The organism is Leptospira weilii serovar Ranarum str. ICFT, from assembly GCF_000332415.1.
GTDB classification, from domain to species: Bacteria; Spirochaetota; Leptospiria; order Leptospirales; family Leptospiraceae; genus Leptospira; species Leptospira weilii_A.
The window spans coordinates 16327-42686 of the sequence record NZ_AOHC02000030.1 but is presented as its reverse complement, the minus strand read 5'-3'; the positions used below and the strand labels follow the sequence as shown (position 1 = coordinate 42686).

The 26360-nt window shown below is 44.2% G+C and carries 30 protein-coding genes; 15 read left to right on the top strand and 15 right to left on the bottom strand.

What is annotated here, in order from left to right:
• Positions 1-12 precede the first annotated feature (12 nt).
• The 10 genes from LEP1GSC060_RS09785 to LEP1GSC060_RS09745 all read right to left on the bottom strand — a co-directional run bounded on the left by LEP1GSC060_RS09785 (position 13) and on the right by LEP1GSC060_RS09745 (position 6036).
• Positions 13-927 carry a TPM domain-containing protein gene (locus LEP1GSC060_RS09785; protein WP_003002427.1) on the bottom strand — a complete coding sequence of 305 codons (915 nt, stop codon included), beginning with the start codon at positions 925-927 and terminating at the stop codon, positions 13-15.
• Between the two features lie 11 nt (positions 928-938).
• Positions 939-1541 (bottom strand): LemA family protein, encoded by a 603-nt coding sequence (locus LEP1GSC060_RS09780; RefSeq protein ID WP_003002416.1) that lies wholly within the window; start codon positions 1539-1541, stop codon positions 939-941.
• Between the two features lie 72 nt (positions 1542-1613).
• A complete protein-coding gene (locus tag LEP1GSC060_RS09775) occupies positions 1614-1886 on the bottom strand; it encodes a DUF736 family protein (RefSeq protein ID WP_003002521.1) in 273 nt (90 codons plus the stop codon).
• A gap of 56 nt (positions 1887-1942) precedes the next feature.
• Positions 1943-2074 carry a hypothetical protein gene (locus LEP1GSC060_RS20745; protein ID WP_003002567.1) on the bottom strand — a complete coding sequence of 44 codons (132 nt, stop codon included), beginning with the start codon at positions 2072-2074 and terminating at the stop codon, positions 1943-1945.
• A 587-nt stretch (positions 2075-2661) separates the two neighbouring features.
• Entirely contained in the window at positions 2662-3126 is a 465-nt protein-coding gene (locus LEP1GSC060_RS09770) for an SRPBCC family protein (RefSeq protein WP_003002531.1), read from the bottom strand.
• 244 nt (positions 3127-3370) lie between these two features.
• On the bottom strand, positions 3371-3919 hold the full coding sequence (locus LEP1GSC060_RS09765; protein WP_003002585.1) for an SRPBCC family protein: 549 nt from the start codon (positions 3917-3919) through the stop codon (positions 3371-3373).
• Between the two features lie 21 nt (positions 3920-3940).
• On the bottom strand, positions 3941-4420 hold the full coding sequence (locus tag LEP1GSC060_RS09760; protein WP_003002608.1) for an SRPBCC family protein: 480 nt from the start codon (positions 4418-4420) through the stop codon (positions 3941-3943).
• 283 nt (positions 4421-4703) lie between these two features.
• The gene (locus tag LEP1GSC060_RS09755; protein ID WP_003002495.1) at positions 4704-5189 is read right to left on the bottom strand and encodes an SRPBCC domain-containing protein; all 486 of its coding nucleotides are present in this window, start codon (positions 5187-5189) and stop codon (positions 4704-4706) included.
• Between the two features lie 86 nt (positions 5190-5275).
• Positions 5276-5668 carry a DoxX family protein gene (locus LEP1GSC060_RS09750; protein ID WP_003002483.1) on the bottom strand — a complete coding sequence of 131 codons (393 nt, stop codon included), beginning with the start codon at positions 5666-5668 and terminating at the stop codon, positions 5276-5278.
• On the bottom strand, positions 5665-6036 hold the full coding sequence (locus LEP1GSC060_RS09745; protein ID WP_036096035.1) for an ArsR/SmtB family transcription factor: 372 nt from the start codon (positions 6034-6036) through the stop codon (positions 5665-5667). The genes LEP1GSC060_RS09750 and LEP1GSC060_RS09745 overlap by 4 nt, the downstream gene beginning before the upstream one ends.
• 737 nt (positions 6037-6773) lie before the next feature.
• Here LEP1GSC060_RS09745 and LEP1GSC060_RS09735 point away from each other — a divergent pair.
• Together LEP1GSC060_RS09735 and LEP1GSC060_RS09730 are read left to right on the top strand one after the other, a co-directional pair.
• A complete protein-coding gene (locus tag LEP1GSC060_RS09735) occupies positions 6774-7190 on the top strand; it encodes an acyl-CoA thioesterase (RefSeq protein ID WP_003002415.1) in 417 nt (138 codons plus the stop codon).
• 362 nt (positions 7191-7552) lie between these two features.
• Positions 7553-8365, top strand: coding sequence for a class I SAM-dependent methyltransferase (locus LEP1GSC060_RS09730; RefSeq protein WP_003002525.1), 813 nt, complete (start codon positions 7553-7555; stop codon positions 8363-8365).
• Between the two features lie 28 nt (positions 8366-8393).
• Here the strand turns inward: LEP1GSC060_RS09730 and LEP1GSC060_RS09725 are convergent, their stop codons facing one another.
• From LEP1GSC060_RS09725 to LEP1GSC060_RS09715, 3 genes are read right to left on the bottom strand one after another with little or no spacing between them, the layout of a single operon-like run.
• Positions 8394-10670: a transglycosylase domain-containing protein gene (locus tag LEP1GSC060_RS09725; protein ID WP_003002480.1), complete on the bottom strand. Its 2277-nt coding sequence runs from the start codon at positions 10668-10670 to the stop codon at positions 8394-8396.
• A gap of 15 nt (positions 10671-10685) precedes the next feature.
• On the bottom strand, positions 10686-11912 hold the full coding sequence (locus LEP1GSC060_RS09720) for an SH3 domain-containing protein (RefSeq protein WP_003002528.1): 1227 nt from the start codon (positions 11910-11912) through the stop codon (positions 10686-10688).
• A gap of 24 nt (positions 11913-11936) precedes the next feature.
• A complete protein-coding gene (locus LEP1GSC060_RS09715) occupies positions 11937-12914 on the bottom strand; it encodes an NADase-type glycan-binding domain-containing protein (protein WP_003002432.1) in 978 nt (325 codons plus the stop codon).
• 462 nt (positions 12915-13376) lie between these two features.
• On the opposite strand from LEP1GSC060_RS09715, the gene LEP1GSC060_RS09710 reads away from it, so the two are divergent.
• Positions 13377-14141, top strand: coding sequence for an ABC transporter ATP-binding protein (locus LEP1GSC060_RS09710; RefSeq protein WP_003002452.1), 765 nt, complete (start codon positions 13377-13379; stop codon positions 14139-14141).
• On the opposite strand, the gene LEP1GSC060_RS09705 is transcribed toward LEP1GSC060_RS09710, so the two are convergent.
• The gene (locus LEP1GSC060_RS09705) at positions 14142-14831 is read right to left on the bottom strand and encodes a hypothetical protein (protein WP_003002601.1); all 690 of its coding nucleotides are present in this window, start codon (positions 14829-14831) and stop codon (positions 14142-14144) included.
• Positions 14828-15871 (bottom strand): tetratricopeptide repeat protein, encoded by a 1044-nt coding sequence (locus LEP1GSC060_RS09700; RefSeq protein WP_003002409.1) that lies wholly within the window; start codon positions 15869-15871, stop codon positions 14828-14830. The genes LEP1GSC060_RS09705 and LEP1GSC060_RS09700 overlap by 4 nt, the downstream gene beginning before the upstream one ends.
• 114 nt (positions 15872-15985) lie before the next feature.
• Here LEP1GSC060_RS09700 and LEP1GSC060_RS09695 point away from each other — a divergent pair, with 114 nt between their 5' ends.
• The 12 genes from LEP1GSC060_RS09695 to LEP1GSC060_RS09640 all read left to right on the top strand — a co-directional run bounded on the left by LEP1GSC060_RS09695 (position 15986) and on the right by LEP1GSC060_RS09640 (position 26342).
• The gene (locus LEP1GSC060_RS09695) at positions 15986-16627 is read left to right on the top strand and encodes an ABC transporter ATP-binding protein (protein ID WP_003002595.1); all 642 of its coding nucleotides are present in this window, start codon (positions 15986-15988) and stop codon (positions 16625-16627) included.
• Entirely contained in the window at positions 16599-17270 is a 672-nt protein-coding gene (locus LEP1GSC060_RS09690) for a heme exporter protein CcmB (RefSeq protein ID WP_003002544.1), read from the top strand. Before LEP1GSC060_RS09695 ends, LEP1GSC060_RS09690 begins: the two co-directional genes overlap by 29 nt.
• Before the next feature lie 56 nt (positions 17271-17326).
• Positions 17327-18019 (top strand): cytochrome c biogenesis protein CcsA, encoded by a 693-nt coding sequence (gene ccsA / locus LEP1GSC060_RS09685; protein ID WP_003002499.1) that lies wholly within the window; start codon positions 17327-17329, stop codon positions 18017-18019.
• Positions 18020-18024: 5 nt separating this feature from the next.
• Positions 18025-19158: a PP2C family protein-serine/threonine phosphatase gene (locus LEP1GSC060_RS09680; RefSeq protein ID WP_003002548.1), complete on the top strand. Its 1134-nt coding sequence runs from the start codon at positions 18025-18027 to the stop codon at positions 19156-19158.
• Positions 19155-20021 (top strand): phosphoribosylaminoimidazolesuccinocarboxamide synthase, encoded by an 867-nt coding sequence (locus LEP1GSC060_RS09675; RefSeq protein ID WP_003002564.1) that lies wholly within the window; start codon positions 19155-19157, stop codon positions 20019-20021. Before LEP1GSC060_RS09680 ends, LEP1GSC060_RS09675 begins: the two co-directional genes overlap by 4 nt.
• Positions 19997-20245, top strand: a complete 249-nt coding sequence (purS, locus tag LEP1GSC060_RS09670; protein ID WP_003002472.1) for a phosphoribosylformylglycinamidine synthase subunit PurS — start codon at positions 19997-19999, stop codon at positions 20243-20245. The genes LEP1GSC060_RS09675 and purS overlap by 25 nt, the downstream gene beginning before the upstream one ends.
• On the top strand, positions 20242-20901 hold the full coding sequence (gene purQ / locus LEP1GSC060_RS09665; protein ID WP_003002455.1) for a phosphoribosylformylglycinamidine synthase subunit PurQ: 660 nt from the start codon (positions 20242-20244) through the stop codon (positions 20899-20901). Before purS ends, purQ begins: the two co-directional genes overlap by 4 nt.
• A 334-nt stretch (positions 20902-21235) precedes the next feature.
• Positions 21236-22255: a cytochrome-c peroxidase gene (locus LEP1GSC060_RS09660; RefSeq protein ID WP_003002599.1), complete on the top strand. Its 1020-nt coding sequence runs from the start codon at positions 21236-21238 to the stop codon at positions 22253-22255.
• Positions 22256-22288: 33 nt separating this feature from the next.
• A complete protein-coding gene (locus LEP1GSC060_RS09655; RefSeq protein ID WP_003002412.1) occupies positions 22289-22606 on the top strand; it encodes a methylamine utilization protein in 318 nt (105 codons plus the stop codon).
• A complete protein-coding gene (locus tag LEP1GSC060_RS09650; RefSeq protein ID WP_003002437.1) occupies positions 22606-22965 on the top strand; it encodes a c-type cytochrome in 360 nt (119 codons plus the stop codon). Before LEP1GSC060_RS09655 ends, LEP1GSC060_RS09650 begins: the two co-directional genes overlap by 1 nt.
• A 30-nt stretch (positions 22966-22995) precedes the next feature.
• Positions 22996-24708: a methyl-accepting chemotaxis protein gene (locus tag LEP1GSC060_RS09645; protein WP_036096029.1), complete on the top strand. Its 1713-nt coding sequence runs from the start codon at positions 22996-22998 to the stop codon at positions 24706-24708.
• Between the two features lie 260 nt (positions 24709-24968).
• Positions 24969-26342, top strand: coding sequence for a cyclic nucleotide-binding domain-containing protein (locus LEP1GSC060_RS09640; protein WP_003002509.1), 1374 nt, complete (start codon positions 24969-24971; stop codon positions 26340-26342).
• Positions 26343-26360 lie beyond the last annotated feature (18 nt).

The window sequence follows — 26360 nt, the reverse complement described above, 5'->3', positions numbered from 1 at the left end:
TTTAAATATTCTTTACCAGCTTCCGGAAGCTCCTCCGCCTCCGGAACTTCCACCGCCGCCGCTCCAAGAACCTCCGCCACCCGAAGAAGAACCCCAGGAAGAGGATGAACTCCAACCCGATCTCCCGTTTGCTAATACGAAAAACCAAAGTAAAATCGCTCCCGGTATTAAAAGCCAAAATGTGATCGACCAGAATATACCGATTGCCACGAAGATCAAGGCGCCGATTCCTCCCGAGATTCCGTTACCGAACGGGAAACCGAAAAGTTTTCCAAGGACTACAAGGATGATAAATGCGGTCACGAGTTTATTCGGTAGCATCGATTCTTCCGAGTTGTTTGCAGACGAGGAACTGGAACCGTCGATTTTTCCGCTTGCTTCCGGCAGCTCCTCTCCGTCGATTTTTGCGATGAGTTTGTCGAGCCCGTCTGAAATTCCTTGAAAATAATCTCCTTCTCGAAACCGAGGAATCATAAATTCTTCTATGATTCGTTTGCAGACGACGTCGGGCAACGCGCCTTCCAGACCGTAGCCGACTTCTATTTTCGTTTTATGATCTTGGATGGCTACTACGAGTAAAATCCCGTCGTCGATACCTTTGCGACCGAGTTTCCACGTTTCAAAAACTCTAACCGCGTATTCTTCGATCGTCCAATCTCCTGTGGAACCTACGACCAAAACCGCAATCTGACTTCCTTTTTTTGTTTCAAACGCGACTAACGTGCTTGTAAGTCCGGATTTTTGTTTGTCCGTCAGGGTGGAAGTTGTATCCGTAATTTGAGTGCGGAGCGGAGGAATGACCGGATCTTCCGCTTTCCATACTTCCTCGGAAAGAATCAACGAAGAATCTTCGGTTTTTATATTCCAGCCGGCCGTAATTGCAAAGAGGCAGAGGAAAAAGAAAATTCGCCATCGGAGTAAAATCATATTCAATTTTCTTAAAATTTAACTTCGGGCGGTTTTGAGATTTCTTTTTCGTTTTCGACCGTGAACGAAGGTTTGGTATCAAATCCGAAAAACTTTGCGGTGAGATTACTTGGGAATTGACGAATCGTAATATTATATTTTTGTACAGCTTGGATGTAACGATTTCTGGCAACGGTGATTCTATTTTCGGTTCCTTCCAGTTGTGCTTGTAGGTCGCGAAAGTTCTCGTTGGATTTGAGCTGGGGATAATTTTCGGCGACGACCAACAATCTGGAAAGCGAGGAAGTCATCTGCGCCTGTGCCTGCGCGTACTTTTTAAAAAGTTCCGGATTGTTGAGCGTTTTTTCATCGGCTTGAATCGAACCGACTCCGGCTCTCGCTCTGGTCACTTCGATTAACACTTTTTCCTCCTGAGCCGCGTAACCTTTTACGGTGTTGACTAGGTTCGGAATCAAATCTGCTCTTCTCTGATATTGGTTTAAAACCTCGGCCCAAGAGGCGGTGACCGCCTCGTCTTCTTCCTGAATCGTATTGTAGCCGCAGTTGGAGGAGGCCAAAAATACCAGTGTCAGAGTCGCAATCAAAAACGACTTAAGATGAATTTTCGTTTTCAAGAAATTGTTTTCTCCCGTAGAGATGGATTCTTTTACTCATAGACCCGGTTCGTAAACTGAAATTTTCATGTTTCAAAACGGAAAGTCCTCTTCAATGTCCGTAAAGTCGTTTCCATCCGTCGACGATTCGATCGTGTTTCCTTCCGGTTTTTTTTCCGCATTCGGTTCCGAGAGACTTAAAGAAAGATAATTTTTTCCGGTCGCGGATTTTCGAATCCATCCCGCGAGACGGTACGTTTTACCATCCAGAAGCACCTTACCGGTGTAATCCGGTTGAGTTTCTTTTTCCTTGGTCGCATTGCTGAAGAGACTTCCTTTTTTTTCTTTGAGTGTGTATTCCGCCATTTTATTTTCCTCCTATCTTTGAACTTCGATCCGCGTAGGTTGCGGCCGATCCGTTTTTAGGCAGCCTCGGGTTGGTTTCGATGCGCTTCTTTTTCTAAGGCTCTTTTGCGGATTTCTTCGATCAGTTGATCGGCGAGAATTTCCGCGATCGCTTCTATCCTTTCGTCCATCCATTCCGAATTTTGCATGTTATTTACCTCTCAATCTGAATCTAAGGATACGACGGACCCCGGACAAAAAAAGGGCCAATGAAGATTTAAGAAATAAATTCGGATTATTTTTTTTAAAGGAGTGGGGCGGCTCCGGCCTTGGGCTTTGCCCAAGGCCGGACCGGGCTCTTCGTTTCAATCTGCAAAGCAACATGAAATTCGATCGAAACGAAAAGAATTTTACTAAGAGCATGTTGCATTGCAGTATTTCCACTCCGATCCCTTCCGCAGGACCATAAGGATATTTTCAATGTCGATCCGTTGATTTCGATGCCCGGAAACTCGGGATTTTTCTTCCTTTTCCAGACTCTTACGCATTACGAAAACGTAATCGCAAAAAACATCGTGATTGTAGGGGCGCCTAACGTGCCTTCGATCGATTCGGATACGATCCCGGCGAAAACTCCCGTTTCTACGGCTTTTGACGTTATGCGCCATTTCTTATAAAGAACGGGTTCCGTTGGGGTTGGAGCCGAATCTACTTAGAACTTGTCCGCCAACCGTCCGATTTTATCGGAATGGCCGCAAATCTTTGCGATTGTTTTAAGTTTTGGGACAGGCTCTGATCAGCCGGACATCCTTTTCAGTTCGGCTTCCAACTTGTCGAAGTTTTGTTCGTTTCCTTCTATCACATACTTCTCGGCTTTTTCAAATTCTTGAAGAGATTCAAAAAGCATACGGAAGGTCACCTTTGTCCTGTTAGATGATTCTTCCTCGAAAGTCGCGGTGACTCTAAAAACGTGTCCGGAAATATGATCGAAAACGAGCCGTTCCGGTTTTAGGATTTCTACGAAAACGCTGTGATTCGGGTGATCCGTACCGTCGGGACCGTGCATTGTAAAACGCCAGTTACCTCCCGGTTTTAAATCGAACTCGTAAAACGTGTTCGTAAAACCTTTCGGTCCCCACCAGAGCTGCAAGTGAACCGGATCGGTCCACGCTTTGAAAACGAGTTCTTTAGGCGCGTTCACCACACGAACGCTCACGACTTCCCGATCCGAAACGGTTGTATCATTCTCTTGACGGTTCATGAAATTTCCCCTTTGGATCGGCTTAAAAATAGTTTCAGCCGATCCGACATATCCATTCTCCTAATTTAAATCCGGCAAAATTGTAAACTCTGAATTCTTCTTCGACTGTGTTGAAAGAAATACGAAACCTTAAAACTCGGACAAATACGCTTCCAGTCGATCAAACGAGTTCGCGCTGAGTATTAAAAATTCGTGATATACGAAAACTCGGGAACGGTTGTGGGATAACTTTTTTCGGTCACCTTTATTTCCCTTCCGCGATCGTTTTTAAATTGTTCAATCCTTTTTCAAAATCGGTTCCGATCATACGATCCATATCGTAGAAAAGTCCCATCACTTTGGAGATAAGCGCGTTGGGACCGTACATCGCCCAGGTTACATGAGTTGCTCCGTCTTTATGAGAGAGAGTGAATTCCGCCATATTGTGGGCTTCGAACGGATCTAAAAAATCCAACTTCATCGTGACCTTAGAGGGAGAATTCGATTCGATGATTTCCATACGACCTTTTCCGACGTCGCTGTTTCCTTCCCATTCATAGACGGTTCCGACTCCGGAAGCCGTTCCGCTATAGGATCTTTTCATAGAGGGATCCAGTTTTTCCCAAGGAGACCAGGAAGCCCAGTTATGATAGTCGTTGATGAGAGCGTAAACCTTTTCGGGTTGCGCGTTCATGCTCAGGGTTCTTTCGTAACGGAAGGTGTTCGGTTTGGTGGAAGCGACGGCGAGTACACCGGCGACGAAAAGGGCGAGTAATCCGAACGCCGCGAGAACGATCGTTTTAAATTTAGACATAAGATTCTCCTAATATAGTTTTTAACCTTTTTTTTGTTTTGCCAAGTATTCGACCAGACGATCCATCGTTTGATTGAGACCTTCGACCGCTCCGTATTTTTCGACGGTTTCGTTGCGTTGTTCCGCCGTTTTGAAAAGCATCGTCATATCCAGAGTGGTTTTTCCGTTTTGTTCCATAAAGAGTACGGTAACGTGAAAATCTCCCGGATGGTCTTCCTTATCGGAGCCGTGTTTATAAACGAGTTTTTCCGGACGGATGACTTCGAGAAAGACGATCAAATTGGGATAATCCGTACCGTCGGGACCGTGCATCACGAACTTACAGACGCCTCCGGGCCTGATGTCCATCGTTTCAAACGTGTTTGTAAAACCTCTCGGTCCCCACCAATGGACGATATGTTCCGGTTCCGTCCACATTCTAAAAACGAGATCTCTGGGCGCGTCAAAGGATCGGGTAGTACGAATCTCTCTGTTTGCGGTCGTAGTATTTGTTGCGTTCATCGTTGACTCCAAGGATGGAATTTTAAATCCGTTTTATTTTGAAACGTAAAAAACGATCTAGGTTATATATAAAATATTATTTTTTATGAATATTCAATATATCAAATTTGCCCTAAGGTTACCCGGGTTATTTTGTCGTCGAACTTCGGCTTTCCTTTTTTTTGAACTTTTACCGATTCAATATAACGGAGTGCCGTCAATTTGAAAACAAACCCCCGTTTAGACGCAGAATTTCGGACATTCATTTTATAGTTCTCAGTAGGACAAATTTTATTCGTATCGACTACTTTAAGATCCCTTCCAATTTATCGAGAGATTCGTTCCAACTGACGTTCGTCATCTCTCTTATCTCACCGGAGGGAATTCCCGAATGACGTAAGGTCATTTTCGTTTTCCCTTGATGGTTTTCGAAAATGAGAGTCACTAAAAGAGATTCGGGCCAATCGCCTTCAATTCCGTATTCGGAGGCGGGAACGGGATTGCCGTCTTTGTCCGCAAAACTATCCGTTTGAACGATCTTTTCGGGTATTACAATTTCCTTATAAACGCCTGTGGACCAAAATTCCTGTCCGTCCGGAGCGCGCATGCATAAGAGATATTTGCCGTTCACTCGAAAATCGATCTTGCAGACCGGGGAAGTAAAATCCTTCGGCCCCCACCATCTTACCGTTTGTTCCGGAATCGTCCAAGCGTCGAAGACCGTTTCTCGCGGCGCGTTGAAAATTCGAGTGATGACCAATTCGTCGTTCGTTTGATTCGTATTCGCCATTTTATTTTCCTACCTCTTTTATTTTTCGATTTTGGAACATCGACATTCGATTTATTAAAAAAGAATATTCCTAAATTTTAATTTTATTATAGATGCCAAACCCCCTCCAGTCTTCTGCTTGCGGGACGTAAGGCCCAAGACAAAGCCACTAAAACGAGAGCGACCATGGGAAGAATCGCGTGAATCGTTTCGGTTCCGGCGGCTACGTTAGAGACCGTCGCGGCGGTGAGATTAAAAAACATTCCCGCGTAAGCCCATTCTTTCAGAAGAGGAAAACGAGGAACTGTGATCGCGATCGCTCCGAGCAGCTTCCAAACTCCGAGAAGACTTATAAAATACATTGGATAACCGAGTTGGGCCATACCCGCCACAACTTCCGGGCCTCGGCTGAAGTAAGCATAACTTGCAAACGCGTAGTTAGCCGCCGTCAAAGCGGTTACGATCCAATAGCTGACGATTTTAATTTTTTCCTGATTCATGATCCGTTTTCCTTTTTTTGATTGGTTTCTTTTTGCTGGAGTTCCCGCAAATATTCGTCGAGACGATCGAGGCGTGTTTCCCAAATCTGTCGATATTCATCGATCCAGTCCGCCGCCTCTTTCAAAGGTCCCGCTTCCAGTCGGGAAGGTCTCCACTGAGCTTCTCGACCACGGGAAATGAGCCCCGCTCTTTCCAACACCTTGAGATGTTTTGTGATGGCCGGTAAACTCATCGCAAAGGGTTCCGCAAGCTGCTTTACGCTGACCTCTCCATACCGAAGAGTAGCCAGAATTTTGCGGCGGGTCGGGTCCGCTAAAGCCGCAAAAGTAAGGCTAAGATGGTCTGTTTTTGCTTCTTGTTGAACCATATGGTTAATTAACCTAAAGGTTAAATTGCCTCATTCTCAATTTTCTGTCAAGCCGCTTTCGTACAAAAAAGATTGGAGTCGGTGTGGCAAAAAGGGAGAATTTAGAAAATATATCCGAAAAAATAGGGACGTCTACCGGAATCCTTTGTTTTTCCAACAAATGAATGGGAATTTGGGTTCAAGGAATCCCAAATCCACTAGGGAAGTGTGGGAACTCTTACGGTTTTATTTGCAAAACCCTAAAACCTCCTAGCCACTAAATCCTCTCCACTCGAAGTGTGGGAACTCATACGGTTTTATTTGCAAAACCCTAAAACCTAGCCACTAAATCCTCTCTACTCGAAGTGTGGGAACTCCCACGTTTCCCCGTTTTGAGGTGTTGTTTTTAGTGGCTAAGATTTACAAGGTCAAACGAATATTTATGGATCGGTGTAACCGATGCGAAAGCGATGGAAGCGGAATCAACAAATTGAAATGGCGAAAGATTTACGTTTTTAGAGCGATCTATCAATTTGTGGATTGGAGCTGAAAGCGAACAACTCAGCGTCTCGCTTCTACGGTCGCTCGACGGGTCGGTCGCAACTTTTGCTATGAAATTCGCGAGTTGCGGAGCGACCCAGGAAACTCAGTGAACGCCTTCCTATGGGTCGGCGTTCAGGGAGCGAACGCACTCGAGTTTCTGATTCGCCCAAAATTTTTTAGACCGAACTTATCACTATCTTAGGATCGAGGCAATTATGAACTCACAATCAAAAGAATTTACCTACGAGATCCCGGTTCTTTGGAGCCAGTGTGATCCCAATGGACATCTCAATGTCGGAAACTTTCAGGTTTTTCTCCACGAAGGGAGAATGGTGGCTTTGGAAGAAGCGGGTTTCAGTTATTCTAAATTGAGGGAAGAAAATGTAGGTCCGATGATTCTCAGATCGGAAACCGATTACAAGGCGGAGGTCCGATATCCGGAGGCCATCTTTGTAGTTACGACCTTTGGAGAATTGGAAGGTTCTCGTTGTAAAATCTTTCAGAAACTCATACGAAAATCGGACCATAAAATCGCTTGCGAATCCGTTGCTTCTTGTATCCTATTTGATTTTTCTAAAAAGAGACCTTGGAAGTATCCGGAAGCGCTGGCGATCGGATTGGGTTTTCAATGAACTTTTCCGAAAAAAAAGTAGCGCGGTTTTTTTACGGAGCGTCCACCGCGAGCGAGCAGCTCACAGCATAGTTGTGAAATCAACGCGATCCGTAGGAAGCGTTGTGTTTTAGTTTCCCATTGATTTTGGGTGGGGGAGGAAACTCGATTTGGCTCCCAACGAAGTTGGGAAACCGCGCTTGAACTAAAGTGTTGCTTTCGTATTGGTTACGCCGAACTCACGTTCCATTGAGTCCGTATCTTTTTGCAAAGGACGTCGAACAACTTGCAAAATTTATAATACAATACGGAGTACGGCGATAACAACGGAGGAATTCAAGATTTTGCTGGTAATATTTGGCGGATCGTTAGAGAGTATGAATCATGTCCAATCCATTATCATCCGTAGAACCCTGGTCCTTAGTCGCGGAAGGATATACAAAATCCACCAAACCTTTCTTAGAGGGCTACTCGCTCAAAGCGATGGAGCTGCTGAATCCGAAATCGAGCGACGTAGTTCTCGATGTCGCAGCCGGACCCGGAACTCTTTCCATTCCACTTTCAAAAAATGTAAAGGAAATTCATGCGATCGATTTTTCGGCTCCGATGATCGAACAACTCAAGAATGGACTCAGGGACGCAAAGATCCAAAACGTATATCCGCTCGTTATGGACGGACAAAAGCTGGAGTTTGGCGAGAATCGTTTTGACGCGGCGTTTTCCATGTTCGGTTTAATGTTTTTTCCGGACAAGCTGCAAGGTTTGAAAGAAATCCATCGAGTACTCAAACCCGGCGGAAAGATCGCGATTTCGAGTTGGGCTCCCGTTGAAAATTCTCCCCTGATGTTATGTTTGTTCGGCGCTCTCCGCAAAGCGAACCCGGAAATGCCCGCGCCTCAAACCAACATCGCAAGTTTTGAAAATCCGGAATACTTGAAAGAACAGATCGGCTCCGCGGGTTTTAAGGAGATCGAAATTCTTCCTTTTTCCAATTCGATCGAAATCAAAAGTGCGAAAGAATTTTTGGATACGATGATCGAGGGAAGCGCGCCTCTGCAGTTGATGAAAAACAAACTGGAAGAATCCGTCTGGAATGAAAAACAAAAAATCATGTTCGATTATCTCGGCGAGCAATTGACGCGGCTTCCGATTTCACTTTCCTCGGAGGCGTACATCGCGACTGCGAGGAAAGCTTAATCTCTCGGTTTTGGGACAGGCTCTGAGATCAACCTTTCGCTTTCTCTTCGGGGGCTACGTAGATTTTTTCCTCGTTGGAAGGAGAAGAATCGGGGCCTTCTTGTTTTTCGTCCTTTGGATCGTTTTCCGAAGAATCATTTTCTTCGGTGGATGATTCTTCCGTAAGAGGAGGGGTTACGCTTTCCATCGGAGAAGAATTTGTAAGAAAGGATCTTGCGTCTTCTTTGGGACGGATCGCGGTCTGCGCATACTTGGCCCAAGTGGAAGCAGCGACCGAAGATCCGGAACCCGGAATCGGAACTCCTTCGTCGTGACCAAACCAAACCACGGTGACTTCGGTCGGAGTTAAACCTACGAACCAAACGTCTCTGGATCCTTTCAGTCCGAGTTTTTCATACGTAGCGTTTTCGCTTTCCACGGTTCCCGATTTACCCGCGATATCGTAATTCAAATATTCAGAATTTCTTTTTTTCTTATCTCCGATCCAAGACGCCGTTCCTCCGGTTTCAAAAACGGATTTCAAAAATTCTAATATAGAAGCGCAGGTGGATTCTTTAAAAATTCTTTTGCCCCCGGATCCGATCGAATCGTTTTGATAATACGTGTCTCCGCCGACTACGACTTTTCTGAGGACTGCGGGTTCGACTGCGGTTCCGCCGTTTACGATTTCCGAATATAACGTTCCCACTTCCAAAAGTGAAAAGTCGGCGGAACCCAGAGCGAGCGTTAAGTTTTTTGGGAATCGTTTTGTTTCGAAACTCGATAATCCCAATCCGTCTTGTATGTAGTCGATGTATTTGGAAATTCCCAAGTCTTTGAGAACTTTGACCGCGACCGTATTTACGGAACGTTGTAATGCTTTGGCTACGGAAATTTTTCCGAGATAACTTCCATACCAGTTCCGAGGTTTATAGCCGGCAATGTTTACGGGAGAATCGTCCAGTTCCGTATTCTCGTCTATAATTCCTTCTTCGATCGCCGCGCTGTATAAGAAGCCCTTCAACGCGGAACCCACCTGACGTTTCATATAAAAGGCGCGGGTCATACTTTGATACGGATCGGATAAATTTCCTCCCCCGGAAATCGCGAGGACTTCTCCCGTACGAGGTTCCATCGTGATCACAACTCCTTGGATTCCGGACGAATAATTTTTCGCTTCCTCGTATCCGAGTTTGGATCCGTTTCTAAAACTCCAACGTAGGGAATCTATGTCGCCGTTTAGGATTCTTTTTAATGCGACTTGTTTTGTGAGTTCTATAGTTGTATAAATCTGAACGTTTTCGGTCGAGTTCTGGACGCTTTCAAACGTATCGTATAAGTATTTTATAATGTATTCGTTGAGTTCCGGGGCGTGATTGACTCGATATAGTTTGTTGGTTCCGGATTTTGCGATTCTTCCGTAAGGATTTTCCGGATCGTTTTCGTCGATTTGATAGAAGGCTCTGAACTCGTTCGCTTTTTTTGCGGCTTCTTTTTCGGCGAGAATTTCGGTTTTTACCAAAAGATCCAAAACACTTTTTTGTTTTTTCATCGCGCTGGAAGTGTTTCGAACGGGGTTATAGAGAGAAGGCGCAGGTAGGATTCCCACCAAAAGCGCGGCCTCCGCATAACTCAGTTTAGACGCAGGTTTGTTGAAATAAAATCGAGACGCTTCTTCGATTCCGTATGAATTCTGACCGAAGTATGCCTTATTCACGTAAAGACAAAGAATTTCACTCTTTCCTAATTTTGATTCGATATAAAACGCGAGAATCGTTTCGTAGATTTTCCGAGAGATCGAGTTTCTTTTTCTTTCCGTAAAAAGATTTCGAGCCAACTGTTGTGTGATCGTTCCGCCGCCCTGTCTGATTTGAAAAGAAATCAAATTTCTCCAGAAGGCGCGCAATACCCCTTTGAAAGAAAAGCCGCTGTGAGAATAAAAATCCTGATCCTCGGCCGCGATCAGAGTTTTTTGAACCGTCCCCAAAAGATTACACTGTTTGAGCGAAAGATTCAGAGTCGCTCCTCGATTGTATTCTCCCAAAAGAAGATTGTTTCGATCGAATATGGAGATGATTTGTTTCGGACCTTCTCTTTGTCCTTCGCGAGCGAGTCCGGATTTGAGAGAATCCAATTCGTGATATATTGAATCTTTATAATATAAGAATATTAAAAACTGAAAAATCGTAGTTAAAATTAACAGAACAAAAACCCCGGCCGCAAAGTAGAGGCTCCATCGAGTCAGCCTCATCCGATTTGTGGTCAGGGTTTCTTTGAGAATTCGGTAGAAACGAAGAACTCGTTCTAAGTGGAGTTTCCAATTCATCCGAATGAAGGCGCCTTATTCGTGATAACTCAAACCTTCCGCTCCCGAAAGAGTCCAGATCGTTTTATCAACGGGGTTCACAGAGATCGCGTCGACACGATTGCTCGCGATTCCATTCTCCTTTTTATAAGTGACCCAAGAAAGTCCGTTATCGGTCGAGATGTTCAATCCGTTATCCGTTCCTATTAAGATCCGAGAAGAATCCATGTAGATCGCATTTACGACGGACTTACCGCCGACTCCGGCCCATTTTTTCAGATCCTTTGTATTGCTTTTCGATACTCCGAGTTCCGTTCCCGCAAAAATTTCTCCGGACGGAGTGACTCCAACGGAATAGATGGAATCTCCCATGTTGGATTCTCCCTTACCGATTCGATTCCAGGAAAATTTGGCTCCTCCAAAAACTCCGGAGGATTCTATGAACGCATAGAGACCGTTCGTAGTTCCCGCGAATACTTTCCCGTCTTGACTTACCGCGATGGAAAGAATTTTCATATTCAATTCTTCTCCATTCACGTTGGAAGTCCAGGTCTGTCCTCCGTCCTTGGTTTGAGACATTCCTTTTTCAGTGGCGGTGATGATACTCCCGTCTTTTTGAAAGGCGAGGTCATACACGTCGTTCGAACTTAAACCTTGAGCCGTACTGAACTGTGCCCAAGACTTTCCGGTGTTAGCCGTTTTCCAAACTCCGCCTCCGTTTTCTCCGCTTGCTGCAACCCAGATCTCTTTGTTGACTAAGATGAGTTTGTTCACTTTACCGATGGAAGTTCCGAGCGCTTGTGGAACCAGTTTCTTCCAGGATTTTCCTTTATCGGTACTGATAAAGATACTACCGTTGTTCGTAGCCGCAACGATGTCTCCGTTGTTGGAAACTACAATCCCGGTAAACTTTTGACCGCCGCCCGGATTTACGGTTTTCCACCGAAGCCCTCCTTCTACGTTCATTTCAAAGGAGATAAATCCTCCGAAAACCCATCCGGATTTCTTTTTGGGAAGATTGACTTTATACCAGAAATCCGTAACGCCGTCTTCGGTGCTTTCATTGGTGGAACGATCGACTACGTTTAAAACTTCCCCTCGTTTTAAAGTAGTGATCACGTCTCCACCGGAAGCTGCGATGTTTCTTACGTTGAGAATTCCCGCAGTCACCTTTGCCTGTCCGGGTTGAAAACCGGTATCCGCGCTGAGCGCGGATACAATGAGAAAGAATCCTAAGACCAAATAAATATAGTAGCGTTTCATAATATTCCTTGATTGAAAAGAAAATCAATAATCGCCGGAACCTTCTTGCCCGCCGTCGTATGTAGGAGTATATTCAGAACCGGTTAGTTTAATTTCGCTCAAACATGTATCGCTTACTTTACCTTTGTGAACTTTGGAGATGATAAACTTAAAGCTGTCGCCGGTAAGCTCTACAGGTCTTGCTTGATAGTCGAAGTTGTTATCGTCAAAATCGATCGTAGCCGTTCCGCCGTGTGAGGATTCCACTTTGAGAGAGGAAACTCGATTGTTATTTTTATAACTGTCTTCCGATCTTGCATAACCGTTTACGACGCTGATTTCGCTCAGACGAATCGCACTTGGAAAAGAAATCGTAACCGATTCTCCAACTCCGTCGTCTCCGGTTTTACCTTCACACCAACCCGTTTGAAACTTTCCGTCGAAAACGTTTCTAGGATCGTAGTCTAATTCTTTTCCTTCCGTTTGAATGTATTGAGAAGAAGCTAAAATAGTCGCGTTGCCCAAACCTGGAATTGCGATCGTTTTTATGACGGTTTCTCCGTCGCCTAAATCGCTTTTGGATATATATGCTTTTTTACCGGGGAATTGAATGTAAACAAAATTGTCCTTTTCTTCAAGTTTGAAAACGACGAGTCCCGCGCGAGCCTTTCCCGATTTTTCACTCTTCTCGTTCGGTCTGAGATAGAGGTCCGCGTCTCGGATCACGGTTGCGGATTTGAGTTCTCCTTCGTAGAGATTTTTTTCATCCATCCATCCTTTTGTGCTGACTCCTTTGATTTCCACGAGATTGAATTTGGTACCATTGAAATCCTTTTCTTCCAAGAGAGTCACAAACTCTCCTCTTTTTACTTTTCCATCCGTTACGTAAACGGGCTTTTTTTCACCCGGGTTTTCAAGCAGTACCGCATCCGCCAGAATCGTTTTACTTTTTTTGCAATTGATTGCGACCAGAATGATTGCTAACGTAAGCAAAATTACTTTCAATATTTTTTTACCCTTCATTGATCCTCCTAAATAAAATCAAAAAAATGATATAACTGTAGTAAGAGAAAGAATTTGGAGAATGGATTCGTTTTGTAAAGAAAAAAATGATCTTGAACGTTCGACTTCCATCCTTTTTATCAACTCCTAGTGATATTCATAAGTTTTCGAAATCACGATATCCGAACAATAAAATCGAAATCGTATTTGAAACGTTGTGTTACTTATAACAAAAATCATTATTATGAAATTAAGAAATTGTAAGTTTCAATCGCCGAAAGAATCATTCGAAGTTTGAACTGCGTTTTAACGCGTTTGGATTGGTAAACCTTAGTGTTTTATAAATTAGGCGGCTTCCGATTTCACTTTCCTCGGAGGCGTACATCGCGACTGCGAGGAAATCATGAATATCCGCTTTAAAATCATAGCGATCTCAAAACCTTAATTCTTGTTTTAAAAATCGCATCGTCTCAGATTGGAAAAATGTCGGATCTCCACAAAGCCTTAGAAATTCGAAGACTCAATCTTCAACTGGATCGGAGGACGATTTTGGATTCGGTTTCGTTTGAAGTCGAACCCGGAACGATTTTGGGAATCCTCGGACGTTCGGGCTCCGGAAAAACGTCCCTTTTCCGCGTTATATTAGGAGTTCACTCGGATAAAAATTCAAAACAAAGCGGATCGATTTTCATTTTCGGAAAGGACCGAAAAGAAATTCCGATTCATGAGTTGCAACCCGTCTTTCAAGATCCGGTCGGAAGTTTTAATCCGACTTGGTCTTTGGAAAAGGCGCTTAGGGAACCGCTTCGAATATTAGGAGGAGAAATCGCGAAAAGAGGGGAAGAGTCCTTAAAGGATTTATTATATTCTTTTCAGTTGACGGGCAAGGACCTGAATCGAAACGTTCTTTCTTTTTCCGGCGGAGAGCTGCAAAGAGCGGCGATTCTTCGCGCGTTACTTACCGAACCTAAGATTCTTTTACTGGACGAAGCGTTAGGCGCCTTGGATCCGATTCTTTTGAACGAGGTTTTGTTTTTTTTGAAAAGGATTTCGAGGGAAAAAAAGATCACGATCCTTCTCATTACCCACAGCTTTAGAACTGCGAAAAAATTCTGCGATCAAATCGGAATATTAGAAAAAGGGAATTTGTTGGATTTTGGAAAAACGGAGGAAGTGTTGACGAACTATAAGAGTTCTTTTACGGGGGAACTCATTCGGGCGACCGACCTGAGCTCCCTCCGCGTTTGATCAGATATCGATCTGATAGAGATTTTTTCTGTCTTTTTTGTCTTTATACAGAGCGATCATAATATCGATCCGGTAGATCGAGGATCTTAGGCTGGACTCTAAAAGTCTCAACGCTTTGATCTGATTTTCCAGAGAGATATCACCCACTTTGGTGTTCTCTATTTTGTCGAATCTTTCGAGTTTGAGTTGGGATGCCAACACGTCCGGAGGAGAAAAAATCAGTCTTTTATTTTCAAAAGCGAATTCGTATTGAATTCTTTTTTTCTCAGAGGCAAGTTCAACTTCCTTGATTTTGCCGGCCTCGAACTTGAAACGAACATACTTGAGTAAGTTACTCTCATACCCTTCGTCGAAAGTAAAAGGAATGTCTTCCGTGACGATTGTCTGCACCTTTTCCAGTTCCGGTCTCAGAATTACGAGAAGAGAATGTTTCTTCTCCAAATCCGTAAGCCTCTCGTTGATCGTACTTTCCAGATCTCTGACGATTTTCTGAAGGGATTTCGTGTAGGAACTCCCATGTTCGGAAAATACATCGGAACGACTCAGGTCTTCCTGTCCTTTCTCTTTAGCCTGCGCGAACGCAGGAACGTTAAGGAGGATAAACAGGATTGTGAGCCAGGTGATTTTTTTCATAAATTCCTCCGGGTTCAAGATAACGGAAGAAAATTGAAAAAAGCAAACCTTTTTCACTCGTTTTTGTTTTCTTCTTCCAAGGACTTGATTTCGGCGAAACGTTTCGCAAGATCTCTCCTTCTTTCGATCACCTTATAAGAAAATTCGGAGAAGAACGGATCGTTCGGATATTTCAAAAGTTGTTCGTATTGATCCGCAGCCGTGACATAATCGCCCACCTTGCTAGCCGTTTCGGCGTAGAAGAAATGAAACTTCTTGTTATATTGTTTCTTTTGTCCCAAATCGTCCACGAGTTCCGTGTTCTTAAAAATCCTGTAAGCGTAGAGATCCTTGGAGGAAAGAAGTTCGATTCTCGCTCTTCCCATTCTCGCATCGGGACTTTGTTCGTCGATCCTTGAGGCTTCTTTGATATAAAGAAGCGCGCGGTTTTTGAGATCGGTGCGGATGTAATGATCCGCCAAAAGTAGAAGCGCTTCCGTATGGAACTCGTTAAGCGAAACCGCTTTTCTCCATAAAATCGTAGCGTTGATCGGTTCTTGAACGATTTCATACAACGTTCCCAGGTGAATATAGGTTCTGTAATATTCCGGAATTTCCGTGCTCGCATATTCTAATTGTGTAATAGACTTCCGATACTTTTTTTCCAGGTGATAGGCCCTTCCTAAGTTGTATCGAAACGGAAAAAATTTAGGATCGAAACGAGTTCCTTCTTCGAGCATGGAAATCGCCTTTTGTCGATCTTCCGAAGTCCCTTTTTCCAAAAGAGAAACCGCCCCGTTGTTAAAAAAGCCGCAGTTGAGAATTTCCTTTCCTTCGAAGTAAAAACTTCCCCGGGAAGGAGGAGGATCTCCTTTCCAATTTCTTCCCGCCGCCAAAATGAAGTCCTGGTCCGTTCTTAAAAAAGAACCGTCGTTGTAGTATTCCGGAGAAAGAATTTCATTTTGGCCCCAGAGCAAACCGGAATAATATTGGTCGCCGATCCGGAGTTGCGCTTCGGTCGTTCGATTTACAAAAATAAAAACGAATACGGTAGAATAGAGAAGGATCTTCGTGCGCGACGAAAGGGCGGGAAAACTCGCGAAATTTTTCTCGATCATAAAATCACCCTTTGTTAAAACCCAATCGCCCTATCCCTCTGAACTCTGATCCCTAAAAAAACGCATTGTAAATCCCGTTTCCAAAGAGACCTTGACATCCTAAGAGGAATCGTTTTGCCACTCCAAGAACAAGCGCTTTTCGTCTGCAAAGATCTATCTTATTCTATCGGAAAAAAACGGATTCTCAAGCAGGTCTCATTCTCTCTTTTCCGAGGAGAACTCGCGTTTCTTCGAGGGGACAACGGCGCCGGAAAATCCACTCTTCTCAGGGCGATTCTCAATCACGAACATCATAAGGATTCTTTTATATTTTCGGAGTCGCAAACTCCTCGGATCTCTTATCTCGGCCACGAACTCGGACTTTATACTTCTCTCAGTCTCGAGGAAAATCTTCGTTACTTTCTTTCCATCGCAAAAACGAAATACCCGGAGGAAAAAGTGGAAACCCTGCTCAGGTCCTTCCGACTCTGGACGAGAAAACAGGATCCGATTTTCACGTTCTCCCGGGGAATGAAACAAAAGTCGGCTTTGGTTCGAGCGCTTTTGACCGGAGGCGATTTGATTCTTTTGGACGAACCTTTTACGGCCTTGGACCGATCCGGATTCGAAACCGCAATTCGTCTTTTGGAGGAATTTTCTCACAACTCCGCGGTGTTGATGGTAACTCACGATCCCGGAATTTCTTTTTCTCGCGGGACGAGAACCCTGACCTTAAAGGAGGGAAATCTTGAAACTTCTGTTCTCTCAGCTTCATAAGGAATTTCTGTTATTGGGAAGGGCGATCAACGGAATTCTTTCCGTTCTCGTTTTAATCACTTCGATCGTATTCATTTTTAATTATGCGTTGGAACAAACCGGTAAACTCGATCGGCAAACCCTGATCGGAATCAAATGGTCCGTTTTGTTTCTGACCTCTTACGTTTTTATCGGTCAATCGGCTTGGGAGGAACGGGAAAGCGGTGGGGGGAGAATCGGTTCCCTTTTTATTCCGACTTGGATGCGTTTTCTTTCCAAGTCTTTCGCCGTTTTTTCCGGGCTTACGATCGCCGCGGTCTACTTAATGATTTTATTATCCGTTTTTTTTCAGGCTTTCCCTTTGGGTTGGAAAGACCTAACCGTCAATTTGATTTTTCTTTTGCCCGGCGTTCTTTGTATTTCTTTTTTGGGAGTCGCTCTGAGTCATATCAGCGATTCGTCCAGACTGAAAGAAATTCTGCTACCGCTTTTGATGATTCCGTTTACGATTCCGGTTTTACTTTTCGGAATGGAGGCGGAGAGAAAGTTGGAACGGCTACCCGTTTTCGATCCGATTCCGGGACTTTCCATCCTACTTTCGTTTTGTGTTTTTTACGCGGGGATCGGAATTTTACTTTTGGAACTTTCCGGTGACGAACCCTGAAGAACCGAAGAATCTTTCTTGATTCCACCGACATTCTCGCGAATACTCTACTTCTTATGAAAATCCGAATCGCTCATCCCGTTTGGGACTGGATTTTATCCGCGGTTTTTTTGATCGGTTTTCCGGTCGTAGTTTTATTTTCACTCAATTTTCCGAATGTGATTTTGCAACAAGGAACCGCCCACAGAATCTTTTACTTTCACGTTCCGGTGGCCTGGGTGGCCCTTTACGGTCCGATCTTTTCCCTCGTTTTTGCGGTTCTTTATCTGATCCGAAAAGAATCCAAATGGGACTTACTTTCCCTTTCCGCAAATCAGATCGCTCTTTTGTTTGCGGTGGGAGTCGTTTTTTCCGGAAGAATTTGGGCGCTCAGCGCCTGGGGCGTCTCCTGGGATAAAACGGACGCGAGACTTCAGTCTTTTACCGTTTTATTGATTAGTTTAATTGCATATTTTGTTTTTCGAATATTGATTACGGACGTTTCCAAGAAAAAAGTTTTTTCGGCTTTTTTAAGTATTTTATGCGCGGTGAACGCGGTTATCACCTGGGGCGCCATTCGTTGGATGGACAATCCCGGAAATCATCCGGAGTCGATCCTCGGAAAAGGGGGAATGGATTTTGACATTCGTCTGACTTTTTGGATGGGGGTCCTTGCGTATCATATTCTATTTTTGGTATTATTTCGTTTTGCTTATCGTTTGTCTAAGATCGAAGATCTGCGCGAAAGTTTACCGGAAAGGGAAGGGTAAAAACTTTGAACGCCTCTCCCAATTACAGTCTTTATACGGTGCTTGCGGTCGACGATTCTGAGATCAACCTAAAGCTGATCGTACATACTCTAAAACCTTTGGGTTTTCAGGTTTTTACGGCGGAGTCCGCGGCGGATGCGCGTAACGTGCTTCTCACCAATCGAGTGGACGTTCTTTTGTTGGACGTAAGTATGCCGGACCAAGACGGTTTTTCGTTTTGCAGAGAACTGAGAGAAATCGAAAGATTCAAACTTCTTCCCATTCTTTTTATTACGGGGATCAATCGCGAAGTCGGTTTTGACGAAGCGATTTCCCACGGCGGGGACGACTTCATCAATAAACCGTTTCAACCCAGAGAATTGCTCGCCAAGATCCGCGCCTGCATTCGGATTAAAATCCTTCAGGACGAGGTTTTAGAGCAGAAAAAAAATTACGAAAGAGAATTGGTCATGGCGAGAAAGGTTCAACAGGAGCTCCTTCCGGAAAAAGAATTGGAATGGAACGGGGTCTGTTTGAGTACGATCTTTCAACCTTTGATGCAGATCGGCGGGGATTACACGGACGCTTGGATCGAAAACGATTCTCTTCATATTTTTATCGCGGACTGTTCCGGTCACGGTCCTTCGGCGGCCTTACTCGCTGCGATGCTCAAGATGCAAGTCTCCAGTCTTTCTCCGGATCAGAGTTTGCAAGAGAAGGTGCAGACCCTTCGTCATAATCTTGAGAAAATTCTTCCCGACGAATTTTCGATCACGTTCTTTTACGGAATCTTACACAAGGATCTGAATTTCGAATATTCGAACGGAGGTCATCCTTCTCCGATGCTTTATCAAAACGGAGAGGTTACAACTCTTCCCGGTATGGGTCCTTTGATCATTCCGATTGAAATCAACGTAACGGAGGAATTCAAATCCGTTCAATTCGAGAAAGGTTCTTATCTTCTTCTTTATACGGACGGCGCGACCGAGATCGCCGACAAGAGTATGAATATTCTCGGAGAAGAAAAACTGATGAGTATCTTTAAGGATGGGGTTTCCAAAGGAGGGGACATTCTCGTTTCCATGATGGAGTCCATCCTTGCCCACTCGGACAGAGGTACGAATGACGACGATATCGCTATGATGGTTTTGAAATTATGAATTTGCCGAATCCTTCTTACAAAGGAAAAGTAAGGGACATCTACGATCTCGGCGATAAACTGATTCTTTCCTCTTCGGATCGTATCTCCGCGTTCGACGTCGTTTTTCCGCAGACGGTGCCGAACAAAGGAAAAGTTCTGAATCGGATTTCCGTTTCTTGGTTCGAATTTTTCAAAGACGTACCCAATCATATTTTGGAAACGGACGTGAAAAATTTTCCTTCTCCCTTTTGCAATCATGAAGACCTGGAAGGCAGATCGGTTCTTGTCAAGAAGTGCAAACGAATCGACTATGAATGTGTGGTTCGAGGTTATATTTCCGGTTCGGGTTGGAAGGAATACAAGGATGCGGGAACTCTCGCGGGTGTTAAACTTTCCGCCGGTTTGAAAGAGTCCGAAAAACTTCCGGAGCCCGTTTTTACTCCCGCGGTAAAAAACGATCAAGGCCACGACGAGAACATCTCCGAAAAAGAAATGGAGAATCGGATCGGAAAGGAGTTGTTCGGGATTCTAAAAGAAAAATCGATTTCCATTTTCTTGCGCGCCTCCGAAGTGGTAGATAGGGCGGGAATCATTCTTTGTGATACCAAATTCGAGTTTGGGATCTTGGACGGACAGGTCATTCTGATCGACGAGCTTCTGACGCCGGATTCTTCCCGGTATTGGTCTGCGGATACGTATTCCGTCGGAATTTCTCCACCGAGTTTGGACAAGCAGATCCTTAGGAATTATCTGGAAACTACGAGCTGGAACAAAATGCCGCCCGCGCCCGATCTCCCGGCGGAACTTATCCAAGAGCTGAGAGAAAAATATCAGAAGATAGAGGATCTCATTCTTTCATGTACATCGCAAAAATCCAAGTAGTCCTCAAGGACTCCGTTTTAGATCCGCAAGGAAGTACGGTAAAAAAAGTTCTCTCCGAAGTCGGAGAAAAATCCGTTCAAGACGTGAGAGTCGGTAAATATATCGAACTTAAAATAGACGCTCCCGACGAAGAGACGGCCAGGAAGGACGTGGAAAGACTTTGCGATAAAATTCTCGTCAATCACGTTATAGAAACATATTTTGCGAATATTCAAAAAATATGAAAGTCGCGGTTGTTACTTTTCCAGGTTCCAATTGTGACGCGGATATCCGCCGCGTCTTAAAAAATCAGTACAACGCCGAAGTCGATTCGGTCTGGCACAGGGATCAGCTCGATAAAAAATACGAGCTGGTTATTCTTCCGGGCGGTTTTTCCTACGGGGATTATCTTCGTTCCGGGGCGATGGCGGGTTTTTCTCCGGTGATGAAGTCCGTTAAGGAACACGTGGACAAGGGCGGAAAACTTTTCGGGATCTGCAACGGATTTCAAATTCTTACGGAAGCGGAGTTCCTACCCGGCGCTCTTACAAGAAATAAAACTCTCAAATACATCTGCAAAACGGTGACCTTACAAAAAGGTTCCTCCGGAAATCCGGTGACTGCTTCTCTCGATTCTCGGAAAGAATTGAAAATCCCGATCGCTCACGCGGACGGTTGTTATTATGCGACATCCGACGTTATCAAACGACTCGAAGACGAAGAGAGAATTTTATTTCGTTACTTCGGGGAAAATCCGAACGGTTCTCTGGATGCGATCGCGGGTATCACGTCCAAAAATTTCAAGGTCGCGGGAATGATGCCTCACCCGGAAAGGGCGATGAATTCGATCACCGGTGAAGTGGACGGAAAAGTCGTTCTGGATCTGATCTTAGGGTACTAGTGGTTAGGGTTTAGAAATCAGAGTTCAGAGTTCAGAGTTCAGAGTTCAGAGATCAGAGATCATTTACAGAAGAGGGAGATTGTACTTTGTTAAAGTCTAATCACCCTTTTAGGAAAAATCCCTCTGAACCCTAACCACTGAATTCTAGTATCCGTCAAAAATAAGTTTTTTCCTAATCGTTCCGCCATAAATTCGTGCGATATCTACATTACAAATCAAAGATAATTTTTGGGATTATAATAATTAATGTTCTAAGTTATAAACTAAGTGGATACGGAAGGATTATTAGAATATTCTAAAGCGATAAAAAATTGGAACGTTAAAGGGGGCCGATTTGTTTCGAATTCTTTGGATCGTATTTTTAATTCTCAACTCGCTTTTGATTTCATCCTGCAAAGACGAAAACAAAGAACTCGTTCGTAAGGAAAGTGAAACGAAAAAGGTAGAAACGATCGCCTATCCTTTTCCTCCCGATAATTCTCCGACTCCGGAGCGAATCCTACTGGGAAAAACATTATTTTTCGATCCGATCCTTTCCGGTTCCAATTGGATCAGTTGTGCGACTTGCCATAATCCGGGTCTCGCTTGGGCGGACGGACTGAAAACCGCAGTCGGACACAATATGAAGGTATTGGGAAAAAACACTCCCACGATTCTCAACGGGGCCTACGGAAACAAAATGTTCTGGGACGGGCGGGCGGATAATCTGGAAGCGCAGGCGTTGGGTCCGATTTCGTCTCCCGATGAAATGAATCAGGATCTGGACGAACTTATATTAGAATTAAAGAATATTCGCGGATACAAGGAATTGTTCTCCAAGGCGTATCCGAACGAGGACATAAACGCGGTGACGATCGGAAAGGCAATCGCGAGTTTTGAAAGAACGATCCTTTCGGGGGAGTCTTCGTTTGATCGTTGGAAAAAAGGGGATAAAACGGCGATTTCGGAATCGGCACAAAGGGGTTTTTCCGTTTTTAACGGAAAAGCGAATTGTTCCGCGTGTCATCAAGGCGACCGGTTTTCGGACAACGGATTTCATAATATTGGTTTAAAAAACGCCTCCAAGGAAGTCGGAAGATTTAAAATCGTGGCGGTAAAATCCATGAAGGGCGCTTTCAAAACTCCCGGTTTGCGGGATGTCGCTTTAACGGGACCGTATATGCACGACGGAAGTTATACAACCTTGGAAGAAGTTGTAGAACATTACGATCGCGGCGGGGACGAAAAAAACAATCTGGATCCGAACATGGCCGCTCTCAAACTCACCGCGGAGGAAAAGACGGATCTCGTCGAGTTTATGAAGTCCTTAAGCGGTAAAATGGTCCCGATTGCAATTCCGGAATTTCCGAGATAATTTTATTATAAATTCATAAATTAGGAGTATTGAATGTTGGTTCGATTTACTGCGGTTTTTATTTTTCTCGTTTTTTGCGGCGGAAACGTTTCGGCGGCGGAACACGAAGTGGGTCAAAAGAATAAGGGTTTTACGGTGGAATCCTTAAAAATCAAAGTCGGAGACGTGGTGAGTTTTCCCAATTACGACACTTTTTATCACAATGTGTATTCCCTTTCTCCCGCAAAAATTTTCGATTTAGGTTCGTATTCTCAGGGAAAAACGCAAAAGGTAAAGTTTGAAAAGTCCGGCAAGATTACCGTTCAGTGTGCGATCCATCCCGAAATGAAAATGACGATTGACGTACAATAATGAAAGAATATTCAAAATTTATAATTCTTTTTCTTGTTTCGGGGTCCGCGTTTTCTTTGACGGCTCTCGATTCCATGGAAAAATCCGCCGTTCGCGGAAGTATCGTGTTCCGCACTTATTGTGTACTTTGTCACGGAGAAGCCGCGGACGGAAAAGGCCGCCTCGCGACGGGGAAGGTTCCTCCTCCGGCAAATCTTACGATCACCAAGTTGACCGATGTACAAAAAGAAGAGATCATCAAAAAGGGGGGAGGCGGCGTAAATCGTTCCCCGTTTATGCCTCCTTGGAAGGAAGAATTGTCCGAAGAACAAATCAAAGACGTGATTTCTTACATCAACTTTCTTTCGAAATCAAAATAGACCGGCGAAACGTTTTCGCAAATTGAAACAGTGAATTTACTCGGCAGTATCAGTATTAAAACGAGATTGCGCTTCAGTTTCGGAGCCATCATCGGAGTGTTTATCCTTTCTTCCGCTCTGATCGTTTACAATACGTTCGTGTATCGGAAAACGATTCGATCGATGATCGAAAATTCGCAACCTAAATTTCAGTTGATGAACTTAACTTTGGAAAAGTTGATTCTTGCGGAGCTGACTCTTTCCTCCAAAGTATCCACGATCGACGCGCTTCTTTCCGAAGAGGAATACAAGAAAGTGCGAAACCTTTTGGATGAAATCAAGAAGAATAACGCGACGTTTCGGGAATTTTCTTTGGAAGCGAACGAACTTGAAAATCTGAAAATTTTCGAAGAGGGTTTGGAGAATCTTTCCCAATACGCGGAAACGATTCATCTTTTGGGTAAGGAAAATAAAAGACAGGAAGCTCAGATTCTGTACGTTCGAGGAATCAATCCTTTGAACGCTTCCCTTCGAAAAACGATCAAGGTTTTGATCGAACTCGAAGCGTCCCATTCCCGCAAGAGCGAGGACGTCGCGGAATCTCAACTTACGTTTTCTTTGTATATGATCTGTGTTCTTTCTTTTCTTTCTTTGATCGCGGGAATCTTATTTTCCAGATCGATCATCCGATCCGTGATGTTCCCTCTCAAAAAGGCGATTCACTTCGCGTCCGAAATTCAAAACGGAAATTTGAACAATCGGATCGAGATCGATCGTTTCGACGAAATGGGAGAACTTTTGGAATTCTTAAAAAAGATGGAAACATCTTTGCGTGAAATCATCGTCGAAGTGAGAATTTCGGTCGAGAATTCCCAAAAGGCGAGCAAGGAATTCTATAAGGTTTCGAAAGAATTTATTTCCACTTCGGAAACTCAGGCGGACGATTCCCAGAAAGTGGCCGATCATATCGATCGTCTGAGCGCGTTAGTCGAAACGAATACTTCCATCATCCTTACTTCCGCCGAACATCTTAGAAACTTGGAAAAGGAAATCCAGAAAAATCTTTCCTCCTTGATTACTGTGACCGAGTCTTTGAACTCTTTGACGTTGAAGGCGCAAGAGTCCTCCGAAACCGCGTTAAAAGGAAGGGAAAAAGTGGACGGGGTTCGGAAATCCTTTTTAGAAGTGAAACGTACCGTTCAAAAAATCAACGAATCCCTCGTAAAGATCGGAGATATTTCCACCCGCACAAACATGCTTGCTCTCAACGCGGCGATCGAAGCCGCGAGAGCCGGAGAACAGGGACGAGGATTTTCGATCGTCGCCGACGAGATCTCACAACTTGCCGATCATACGATGAGAAACACAAGAGAGATTACGGATTTGATCGAATTTACGAGAGCCAGTATCGAATCCGGAAACGGAGAAATGAGTCAATTTTCGGATTTTTTTACGATGATCGAGGAGAACGCCTCCAACATGGCTCGTTTTAGCATGCATCTTTTGGAGGACATGAGAACTCAGGAATCCGGTTTGAATCTTTATACTCGCAAGATGCACGAGATCGCTTCGAATATTACGAATTTGGAACATTCTTCTTTGGAAAATAAAACCGCATACGGTTCCATCACACATTCGATTCAAGATCTTTTGCAGGGCGCGGGTTTGATCGCTTCGGGTTCTCAGGAAATCAACTCCGGCGCCAAAAGGATCGACGAACAATCGGATAAGATCAAACGTCTGATGGAGAAATTTTCGGTTTAAAAATCCGTTCGGTTCCGCCTCTTTCGCACAAACTAAAAAATAAATTCTTTCTAAAGACAACAAGATCGGGTATCCTTTTTCGCGGAAGTTACCGGTTCGTTCCGTTCGGAACTAAGAACCTGTCCCAAAACTGGTAGATTGTTTCTCAATTCCAGCTTATCTCAAGTTCTATCAAAGTTTTGAGACAAGCTCTAAACGGATCGGACGCAAAAATTGAACGTGATCGAAATCGAATATTCCAAAAAAGTGGAGCGAACCAAATGAGTCTGTTTCATGCGGACAGTCGAACGCGTATCCTTTGGGACGTCGTAATTTTCGTGTGTATCCTTTACGCCTCCGTGGAATCTCCTCTGCGGATCGTTGTGTCGTACGAACAAGGATTTGCAATAAGCGGTCTTTATATTCTCGTGGATTTTCTTTACTTCGGAGACATTCTTTTTTATATCTTTTCTCCCGAGTTCGTCAAAGGAAAACCGGTTTATATCCGAAAAGAAAACATTCTCCGTTATCTCAAGACTTGGTTCTTTTTCGATTTTATCGCGGCGTTTCCGTTCGAACTTGCGGCTCAGAAAATTTTAGGAATCAATCTGTCTTTTCATCCGTACCTATTTCTTCTTTGCGGAATCACTCGAATCGTAAAGGTCGTTCGAGTTCCCGCGATTTTACACAGACTCAACCTCGCGTTCAAACCCGCACCCGGTGTGTTACGATTGGTTTTACTCGGATTTTGGATCAGCGTCGTCGCCCATTGGTGCGCCGTAGGTTGGTTGTATATGGACGAACTGGACTCCGCAAAAACCGGTTGGGACGAATACGTCAAAGCTCTCTATTGGTCCGTGATGACTTTGGCGACGGTGGGTTACGGAGACGTTTTACCCGTAACTACCAATCAAAGGATCTACGTCATTCTTGTGATGATGTTGGGCGCCGCGGTTTACGCCACGGTTATCGGTAACATCGCGAGTATATTAGGAAATCTAGATTTAATCCGCACGGCTCAGCTCAAACGAATGTCTCAAGTGGATTCTTATCTAAAGGCGAGGAATCTGCCCTATTTCATCCGAAGAAAAATCCGAGACTATTACATGTATATTATGGAAAGAGGGCTCGGTGAAAACGAGACGGAACTTTTAAACGATCTCCCTCTTTCCTTACAAAGAGAGGTCAAAATTCATCTGCATAAGGAATTGCTCGAAAAGGTTCCCTTTCTGAAAGGCGCGGAGGACGCTCTCGTTACAACTCTTGTGTTTTCCTTAAAACATCATATTTTTCTTCCGGGGGACATTCTATTCAGAAAAGGTGATATAGGTGATAACCTTTACATCTTAACCGAAGGGTTTGTGGAGATACTTTCCAAAGACGACTCCGAAGTGATCGCAGTTCTTTCCGAGGGAAAGTTTTTCGGAGAATTGGCTTTGGTTACGGAAGAAAGGAGATCGGCGACGGTTCGTTCCGTCGGAATCTCCGAACTTTATACTCTCAGTAAGGAGGATTTTTTTAACGCGCTGAATTTATATCCCGGTTTTAGAGACGCGATGCAAGCGAGTTTAAAAACGTTGGGAATTCAAATTCGTTCTAAAAAATCCGGGAAAGGTTCTTCCTCTAAGAGCCGTAAAAAAAATTCGGGTTCTTAAGTTGTTCGGAAAACCCGC

Excerpts from the sequence above, each read along its gene's own strand:
- LEP1GSC060_RS09785 (WP_003002427.1), bottom strand. The coding sequence starts at position 927 with ATGATTTTACTCCGATGGCGAATTTTCTTTTTCCTCTGCCTCTTTGCA.
- LEP1GSC060_RS09775 (WP_003002521.1), bottom strand. The coding sequence starts at position 1,886 with ATGGCGGAATACACACTCAAAGAAAAAAAAGGAAGTCTCTTCAGCAAT.
- LEP1GSC060_RS20745 (WP_003002567.1), bottom strand. The coding sequence starts at position 2,074 with ATGCAAAATTCGGAATGGATGGACGAAAGGATAGAAGCGATCGCGGAA.
- LEP1GSC060_RS09770 (WP_003002531.1), bottom strand. The coding sequence starts at position 3,126 with ATGAACCGTCAAGAGAATGATACAACCGTTTCGGATCGGGAAGTCGTG.
- LEP1GSC060_RS09765 (WP_003002585.1), bottom strand. The coding sequence starts at position 3,919 with ATGTCTAAATTTAAAACGATCGTTCTCGCGGCGTTCGGATTACTCGCC.
- LEP1GSC060_RS09760 (WP_003002608.1), bottom strand. The coding sequence starts at position 4,420 with ATGAACGCAACAAATACTACGACCGCAAACAGAGAGATTCGTACTACC.
- LEP1GSC060_RS09755 (WP_003002495.1), bottom strand. The coding sequence starts at position 5,189 with ATGGCGAATACGAATCAAACGAACGACGAATTGGTCATCACTCGAATT.
- LEP1GSC060_RS09750 (WP_003002483.1), bottom strand. The coding sequence starts at position 5,668 with ATGAATCAGGAAAAAATTAAAATCGTCAGCTATTGGATCGTAACCGCT.
- LEP1GSC060_RS09745 (WP_036096035.1), bottom strand. The coding sequence starts at position 6,036 with ATGGTTCAACAAGAAGCAAAAACAGACCATCTTAGCCTTACTTTTGCG.
- LEP1GSC060_RS09735 (WP_003002415.1), top strand. The coding sequence starts at position 6,774 with ATGAACTCACAATCAAAAGAATTTACCTACGAGATCCCGGTTCTTTGG.
- LEP1GSC060_RS09730 (WP_003002525.1), top strand. The coding sequence starts at position 7,553 with ATGTCCAATCCATTATCATCCGTAGAACCCTGGTCCTTAGTCGCGGAA.
- LEP1GSC060_RS09725 (WP_003002480.1), bottom strand. The coding sequence starts at position 10,670 with ATGAATTGGAAACTCCACTTAGAACGAGTTCTTCGTTTCTACCGAATT.
- LEP1GSC060_RS09720 (WP_003002528.1), bottom strand. The coding sequence starts at position 11,912 with ATGAAACGCTACTATATTTATTTGGTCTTAGGATTCTTTCTCATTGTA.
- LEP1GSC060_RS09715 (WP_003002432.1), bottom strand. The coding sequence starts at position 12,914 with ATGAAGGGTAAAAAAATATTGAAAGTAATTTTGCTTACGTTAGCAATC.
- LEP1GSC060_RS09710 (WP_003002452.1), top strand. The coding sequence starts at position 13,377 with ATGTCGGATCTCCACAAAGCCTTAGAAATTCGAAGACTCAATCTTCAA.
- LEP1GSC060_RS09700 (WP_003002409.1), bottom strand. The coding sequence starts at position 15,871 with ATGATCGAGAAAAATTTCGCGAGTTTTCCCGCCCTTTCGTCGCGCACG.
- ccsA (WP_003002499.1), top strand. The coding sequence starts at position 17,327 with ATGAAAATCCGAATCGCTCATCCCGTTTGGGACTGGATTTTATCCGCG.
- LEP1GSC060_RS09675 (WP_003002564.1), top strand. The coding sequence starts at position 19,155 with ATGAATTTGCCGAATCCTTCTTACAAAGGAAAAGTAAGGGACATCTAC.
- purS (WP_003002472.1), top strand. The coding sequence starts at position 19,997 with ATGTACATCGCAAAAATCCAAGTAGTCCTCAAGGACTCCGTTTTAGAT.
- purQ (WP_003002455.1), top strand. The coding sequence starts at position 20,242 with ATGAAAGTCGCGGTTGTTACTTTTCCAGGTTCCAATTGTGACGCGGAT.
- LEP1GSC060_RS09655 (WP_003002412.1), top strand. The coding sequence starts at position 22,289 with ATGTTGGTTCGATTTACTGCGGTTTTTATTTTTCTCGTTTTTTGCGGC.
- LEP1GSC060_RS09650 (WP_003002437.1), top strand. The coding sequence starts at position 22,606 with ATGAAAGAATATTCAAAATTTATAATTCTTTTTCTTGTTTCGGGGTCC.
- LEP1GSC060_RS09640 (WP_003002509.1), top strand. The coding sequence starts at position 24,969 with ATGAGTCTGTTTCATGCGGACAGTCGAACGCGTATCCTTTGGGACGTC.